Raw genomic sequence first — 7,700 nt, 5'->3', positions numbered from 1 at the left:
GAGCATTAATCCATCACCGAATGTGTATTGCCGGTCGCGGAAGAATTTATTTTCGAACCATGTGCCGAGCGGATAACCAAGGGTGTAACATAGCATATGGCATTTCTCCCATTGATCACGGTCTTTTTCGTACGCTGTATATTTCCGATTATAGTCCTGCTGATATACTTCCCAATCAACATTCGGATTCCAATTATAGATTGGTGGTTGTGGCTCTGTGGTGAGTAGGTAGAAAACTGAACCTGATGTTTGTGCTCCAATCTCGCCCCATTGCGTCATCGCCCATGATTGACCGAGTGATGGTTTCCATTTTTGATAATAGCGATCTCCAAGAACGGCTCCAGCCGGAACGGAGGCCATCATAATCAGACAACTCATTTTAGTAAAATTATCCGGTTCAATATATTGGGTCAGCACCGTGCCGGTCAACATTCCAACCAGTGAACCGTAGCGGATCATCTGGGACCGGGCATAAGAGATTTCCATTTTCTTTGTCAACTGGTAGGTTGCCCAGAAAGCCGCACTTAGGGAGATCATTTCTCCGGCGACGTACCATTTGGCATCGTCTGCATCGAGAACATACGGAATTCCCCAGCCATATAATCCGACACCATACAGCATATTTTGCAGAACGAGCGGCCACCGACCCGATTGATCAATCATTTTGGGAAGGTTCAGAGGGGCGACAGTTTTAATCGAATCGACTTCCAAATCGGCAAGTCCCAACGATTTTTGGAGTGTCTTCAGCATTGCCGACTCTTCCGTCGTCAGTTCGCCGTCGCTCAGCGCCGCCCGGTACGAATCGCGAAAAATGTTCGTTCGGGTTGTATCAGCCGTTTGAGCCGTTGCCGACGTTGTGGAAATCGTGATTTGAAGAAAAAAGATCTCCAAAATTGAAACCAGATGTCGAGAAAATAATGATTTCATTTCATGGCTCCTTTCTATTTTTAGAGAAGGATTATTCTAAGAAGTTCCATTCCACTCCGAAGATTTTGAGATTGTTTCGATATGGCATTTTGCCAAGCGTTGAGAAAAACCTTCCTTCCGCGTTATAGATCACGTAAAAAATATGAAAATCATCTATATTTCCGCCAATACGGATATTAAAATTGAGTCGTTCATTAGTATAATATCGCGTGCCGCTGATTCCTACACTGCGCAATTCATCAAACCATACCAAGGAATTTCCACCATACTGATATGTAAATTCGCCTGCCAAATACAACTTCAGATTTCCGTGAAAAAGCGGAATCGCCTGCGCCATCTGTCCCCACGTTTGCAGTTGTAGAAAATCATCAACGTCCGGCGATGGCAGAAAGGTGGTTTTGGAACGAAGCGTCATTTTCCATGGAAGCAAGAGTGATAAGTCTTCAGTAAAATAGGCAGTGTTCAGCGATTTGACTATAAATTGAATTATCGTGTCCGAATTGGAATTTTGGTAGGGAATATTGAAATCGGAATTGACGAAACCGAATTCGCTGACCAATCCGATGAATTTGGAGCGATGATCCGCCGAGATTGAAGCGAGCCAGAATCCAAATCCTTCTTTCGGCGGTTTGTTCAGGCGTGTGTTATTAGGATTTGTGAAGAAGATGTTCGGGTAAAACACATAATCTCGTAGAATTTCAGCATGAAGTCCCAGCCGATTATATAGATTGCGGCGGGCAGACAAATTCCACGTCACCTCATGATTTACGAATCCCGGCGTCATCGAAATAAAAGTTCGTCCAAGCGGACGCTCTAACTGGATGTTACCGGTCAGCGTTGTCAATTTTTGGGAAGTGAACGATTCAGAGTAAACGTTTTGTACGTCCGGCTCGAATGAGAAAACGAGGCGGTTTTTTCCGCTGGTCAGCGTCTTTACAATCAAACCGGAATACTGGTAGCCCGTCGCATCGAACCACCACCGGTCTTCCGAAGCGTGATTGCCGTATAGGAACGACGAAACCTGCGCGCCGATCGCAAAAGAATCCGAAGCCGTTCCACTCGATGCGATAAACGACATGCCAGCCCGGGACTCTTTCAATTTTCCTCCATATCCCCAATTCAGATAGGAAATCCCGCTCACAGACCCGACAACAGACGGTGCCGTTTTCCCGGGAATATATTTTTGGTATGACGCGCCATAGTCGAACTGCCAATCATTCCGTCGTGAATGAACATCAAACAAGAACGACTGCGATACACTTTCGCCATAGTTTGAAGGTATCGAACCGAGAAGAAATGATGCGCCGTCGTATGCCGCGTTACTGCCAACAAACCGCCATCGAACGTTGTTTCCGATTCCGCCGTTTAGATGGAGCGCGAAATCCAAAAATCCATAATCACCTTTGAAATAGTCAAAACCGGAGGCGAGTTTACCAGAGTCTGAATAAACCGGCGAGAATGTCGTCGTTCTGCCGGATTTGTCGAATTTCGAGATAGAATGTCGAATATTGAACCATGAAGTCGGCAACTGCCCAAAAAGCGGATCTTCTATTTTCAGTCCGTTCATGCGAAAAAATATTGCGCCGGACGGCAGATTCAGAAGCGAAACCGCGCCGTTAGTCCCATAATCGTCCGACGGGAGTGAAAACCAACTCGAGCCGGAAAACAATCGGTCATACAACATCAAATCGGGGATGGCTTTTGTTTGCGTAAAGCCTGCAGATTGAACGATTGTAACCGTCAAAAATACATTTATCAATCTGGTAAGCGAATGTTTGGTCATTTTTTTTCGTCTGAGTGAAAGTAGGAAATTGCCACATAAACTTTCTGCGATGCAATCGGAACGATGAAGATGAAAATCAATGTGTTGATAACGAGATGAACTACGCTGAAAGCAATTCCGGCAATTAATGTTGTTCCAATTGCCTTGAGATTGAATCCGGCGGAGATCGGGAAGGCTACTGAAACGAGAATATCGTAGAGAAGAGTCAGCGTTGCGCCTAATAGAGCGATAATACACACGTGAGTCGGATTTGGTTTCCACGAAAGAACGAAATTGCCAAAAATTCCGCCAGCCGCTCCGATGATTCCCACCGAAATGATTTGCGCGATCAGCATGGGAGGGAACAGAATTCCGGAACCTACCGGATTTAGAGCTGAAAAGAGAAATTCTCCGACGCATCCGATCAGAATTCCACGTCTCAATCCCATCAATACGCCAGACATAAAAACCATAGCGGTGATGAGTTCGACGTTTGGAATGAAGGCAAGAGCATAACCGACGCCAAGGATTAGACCGATAAAAATTCCTGTAAATGCGATATTTTGCGTGTGTTTATCCATAAAATCTTAAATCATTCACCTTTATAGAGACTTCTTTTGAAATAATTGTTGCGCGATGTCCAATTTCCGTCAGAAGAATCCGCTTCGATTTCGTGTTTCATTTGAAACAAGCGCGTGTCTATTTCATCGATGTAGTAAACGATAAGAGCCTCAGGGAAAAGAGGTTCTCGCGGCGATTGCCATTCCAATTTTCCGTGATGAGATAGAATGATGTGTTCGAGTTTTAGCAATAACCGCTCCGGGAAATTGGCAATCTGCGCGGCCGCTTCGCGTAACATGTCTCTTCCGATAACGATGTGTCCCAGCAAATATCCTTCATCGGAATATGAACCGACCGTCGTGAATTTTAGTTCAACGAGTTTTCCGATGTCATGCAGTAAAATGCCGGTAAGAACGAGGTCGCGGTTGAGTTCGGGATAAGTATCACAGACGTGAAAGGCTAAATTGCACATTGAGTGAACATGTTCAAGCAGTCCGCCAAGATAAGCATGATGAAGAACCATTGAACCGGGATGTCTTTTAAGTTGAGTTTCATATTTCTGATAAACTGACCGAGCGAGCAATTTCAGTGATTCCTCGCTGATGGATTCGATCGTTTCCTGAACGTCGCTCCACATCTGATTGATATCTTTACTGGTGATTGGGATCAGATCGGAAAGATCGAAACCGTGTGACTTGTCGATTTCTTCCGACGCCTGGCGAATCAAGTCGATTTTGATCTGAGGCAAATCGTTGTAAGAAACAATCTGACCTTTGACCGCGACGGCGTCTCCCTGATAGAATTTATCGTTGAACTCGGCGGCTCTGTCCCAGATTTTCGCATCGATTTTGCCCGTTTTGTCAGTGAGTTCAAGGCTGATGTAATCTTTGCCGTCTTTTGTTTTTTTCAACGATTTGGTCAGAACGCAAAAGTAACTAGAGATGGTCTCATTTTCCTGAAAATCAACAATAAATTTTTTATTCATTTTAACCTCTTCATTCACTTTCCAATAATAGGGAAATTATGGAAAATTATCTAAGGAAAAGTTCCACGAAACGCCGATGAAACAAGCGCTGGTTCGGATAATGAAACAGCCTGCCGAAATTTAGTTGACCCCGGCAGGCTGTCGATTGGATTTAAAATTAAAGGGCGAAGACTTTTTCTTTGCAGACGATGTTCATTTTTTCGAGTTCATTTAGTACCGGATTATAAATTTCCGGCAATACGGGTCCGTGAACGCCCGTCAATTTAATCTCTCCTTGAAGAATCATCCGTGTGGCGATCGCCGCCGGAAGACTTACCGTTCGCGCCATCGAAGAGTCCCCGCCGGGAATTCCGAAATCGATCAGCGTGGAAGTGATTCTTTCTTTTTTGTCGTTTGGATATTCGGCGATGAATTCATGGATCAGAATAATTAAATCACGCTCTTTTTCACCGAACGACATAAGTTTCAGGAATTGAGCTGTCATGACATCCAGCAATGTCGGTTCTGCTTCGGGTAACGGTTCGTCGCTAAAAAGTCCTAACCATTCCAGATTGTCCAAAACTTGTTTGGTAGCATCGGCGCTGAGGAATCTGGCTAATTCCACACGGGCATCGCAACCGTCGGAATTAATGAGAGTGAATAATAATTTCTTGAAGGTCATGCCTTTTAAATCGTCGCGTTTTTCATCACTCAGCAAGCCGAGTTTGGCGACGCAGAATAGTGTGTCGCACCAACCGATATTCCGGATCGTCCCGCGAATCATCGTTTTGATGTCTTTCAAACCATAGGTTTCAATATAAGGAAGGGAATTGCGGTTCGGATAAATTTCAAACGTTCCGAGTCCTTCAACTTCCAGCGGTTTGTGGTTTTTGAAGAGGTTTTTTCCGGGAATCTCAACGATCTTTCCATCTTCCATAAATTTTGCGTCATTTCTGCCAGCCATCAATACACCACGTGGGCTCCAGCTAAATTTGTAACCAAATGGATTGGTGTTGGCTTCTGGCGCGGGAAGTCCGCCGCAGTATGAACGAAAGCTGACGATTTTTCCGCCCTTTTTCTCGACACCGTGAATGATCCGCATGGCCGACATGTGGTCGATGCCAGGATCGACGCCTGTCTCGTTCAATAATAGAACGCCTGCCGATTTCGCTTGCGCGTCCAACGCTTTCATAGCCGGACTGATATAGGAAGTCGTGACTAAATGCTTCTTATATTCTATGCACATTTCCGCGACTTTAACATGATATGTGTAAGGTAGAAGAGAAATTGCCAGATCGCATTCTTTAACTAGATTTTTCAATTGATCTGTGTCATTGACGTTGAGTGCCAGCGCTGTCCCGCGGGGGTGACCCGCAATCAGTTTTTCCGCTTTATTGACGGTGCGGGTTGCAACTTTGACGGTGAATTCCGGAATGTCAAGTAGATATCTGACCAACGGTTTCGATACGAGACCGGCTCCTAAAACCAAAACTTTCTTCATTCGATTTTCCTCCTAAAATTAACAATTTGACTAATAAGATTTACCATGTTGCTATGCGTTTATGCTATAAATTTTTCCATGTATTTGAATTCTGGCGTGAATTCACCATTAAGTAGGATCGTCGCCCTTTTTAGTTCCGGCGATAATTGAAGCGTTTCGAACGAGACGGAAAAATCGGTCTTTGAGAGTGCCGGAATGAATTCTTTTAGTATGTTGCTGAAAATGGATGATGATTCTTTTGGCAATTCGCACGGTAAGTTATCGACCGCCAACACGACGACGCCTTTTCCTTTATGACCGTATTGGATTGTCTGTGAAACTGGCTCGTAAACGTAGACGGGATTTCCCGGATTCGAATCCTGAATGTTGCATTCGATCGAGCCTTCCACGTCGCACGTGATATCGCCGATGACTTTTAGCGGAAGTGAGCGATTCTCGAGTTCTGCTGTTTTGAGATATTTCTTGGTAACCAATCGCGGATACATTTTGTCCCAGTAAATCGCATTGACGATGACAGTAAGATAGGGCAAGTAATCGTCGAATTTCGATTCATATTTTTCCGGATGCTTGTAATAGTCCTGTAGGCCAAAAACCGCATCGGAACGTATCGGTTTGACTAAATGTTCTTCTTTGAAAACGACCTTATATAAATGATTAGGGCTGAAGTTCGGATTTTTCCACAGCGAAGCAATTTCGTTGGGTTTGATTTCGATGATAGGGAAGAGGTCTAAAATTTCCTGCGCGCCCCGAGAAACATTACCGTAACCGGTGATGCCGAAAATCAGCGGATGTGTTAAATGAGGAAGTCCATTTCCAACGATTTCATTGCCGATGAATTTCAATTTCGATTTTGCGTCGTCAAGATTAGCGTAGAATCGCGCCTGCTGAATTTTTGCAAAAGGGGTTCGAATGCCTTCAGACTGCAGACGTTGACCGAACGCCCAAAAGGTGTCAATCATACCGGCAATTCCGGCAAATCTCCCGAAAAAAACCAAGCGCCGACCGTTGTTATCGACGATCTTTTCATAATCGATAAGTGTGTCTCTTAGTTCGACCAAACGTTTTAGCATTGCCATATTGTAAGGTTGACCTTTGATCGTGTGAGAAAAGAAAATGTAGATTTTGGAAGGCTGGAGAAATTGGGTCGGAAATTCTTTGATACCAAAAACGATGTTGCAACCGGATAGATCTTCCTGAACAACTGCTCCCGATCGAGCGTAATCATCATCAGAATAAGTGCGAATCGACGAAGGTTGAACGATGAATTCCATCTCTGGATTCTGGAGCAACTCTGCGATTTGTTCGGGTATCAGCGGCGTACGCGCTTCCCATTCGTTCTTGTCTTCTCGTCTAATTCCAATTCTCATAATCTCTCATTCTTGTTTTTACACTTTAGAAATTTAAGGGTTTTACGCTCGAAAAGGAAAGGCTTTTCCAAAAATCAGTGGCAATTTGTGTAGGTTGACTAATTCAGAATTTATGAGTTATTTTTGCCAATAGCGGGAACGCCATTTTGACAAAAATCATAGATTGTAAATTGGGAAACTACGGGATTTGTAAAAATATCAAAGCCGAATTTCAGAAAACAAATCGGATTCTCTTACATGACTAAAACATTCTTTTTACAGGAAATCACGGAGTGAGATATTACTTTTGATTAAATGAAATATTATATAAATTTCATAAGGTTTATTTGTAATTTGACAACAAAAAGGAGTATTTGTGATTAAGCGGTTTCTCTTTTCTGGATTAGTGGCATTGTCTTTTTTCAGCTTCGCGTCAGCGCAAGGCAAGTTCGGCTTAGGCATCATTCTGGGCGAACCGACAGGAATCAGCGGCAAAATATGGATGGGAGAAAAGACGGCATGGGATGCGGCGTTAGCATGGTCGTCCAGCAATTATGGAAACGATAATGGAGCAATGCATGTCCATGTTGACTATCTGTTACACTACTATAGTCTGATTAATGCGCCCAGTGGCAAACT

The 7,700-nt window shown here is 43.9% G+C and carries 7 protein-coding genes; 1 reads left to right on the top strand and 6 read right to left on the bottom strand.

Translation table 11 applies throughout. The features are described from left to right. The 6 genes from COT43_10065 to COT43_10040 form a co-directional block, all read right to left on the bottom strand. Nucleotides 1-927 (bottom strand): hypothetical protein (locus tag COT43_10065; protein PIS27532.1); only part of this gene is annotated, 927 nt, incomplete at its 3' end. 31 nt (nucleotides 928-958) lie between these two features. Continuing rightward, nucleotides 959-2,710, bottom strand: coding sequence for a hypothetical protein (locus COT43_10060; GenBank protein ID PIS27531.1), 1,752 nt, complete (start codon nucleotides 2,708-2,710; stop codon nucleotides 959-961). Continuing rightward, complete coding sequence (locus COT43_10055; protein PIS27530.1) at nucleotides 2,707-3,270, bottom strand: hypothetical protein; 564 nt, start codon at nucleotides 3,268-3,270, stop codon at nucleotides 2,707-2,709. Before COT43_10055 ends, COT43_10060 begins: the two co-directional genes overlap by 4 nt. 11 nt (nucleotides 3,271-3,281) lie before the next feature. Beyond that, on the bottom strand, nucleotides 3,282-4,253 hold the full coding sequence (locus COT43_10050) for a phosphohydrolase (protein PIS27529.1): 972 nt from the start codon (nucleotides 4,251-4,253) through the stop codon (nucleotides 3,282-3,284). Nucleotides 4,254-4,392: 139 nt separating this feature from the next. Continuing rightward, nucleotides 4,393-5,715 (bottom strand): saccharopine dehydrogenase, encoded by a 1,323-nt coding sequence (locus tag COT43_10045; protein ID PIS27528.1) that lies wholly within the window; start codon nucleotides 5,713-5,715, stop codon nucleotides 4,393-4,395. A gap of 59 nt (nucleotides 5,716-5,774) precedes the next feature. Further along, the gene (locus COT43_10040) at nucleotides 5,775-7,082 is read right to left on the bottom strand and encodes a hypothetical protein (protein ID PIS27527.1); all 1,308 of its coding nucleotides are present in this window, start codon (nucleotides 7,080-7,082) and stop codon (nucleotides 5,775-5,777) included. 355 nt (nucleotides 7,083-7,437) lie between these two features. On the opposite strand from COT43_10040, the gene COT43_10035 reads away from it, so the two are divergent. Next, on the top strand, nucleotides 7,438-7,700 hold a 263-nt coding region (locus COT43_10035), incomplete at its 3' end, for a hypothetical protein (protein ID PIS27526.1).

The sequence above is a fragment of the Candidatus Marinimicrobia bacterium CG08_land_8_20_14_0_20_45_22 genome, assembly GCA_002774355.1.
In the GTDB taxonomy this organism is placed as follows: Bacteria; Fidelibacterota; UBA2242; order UBA2242; family UBA2242; genus 0-14-0-20-45-22.
Note: the sequence above shows the minus strand (reverse complement) of the source record. Positions and strands in the feature narration are given on the sequence as shown.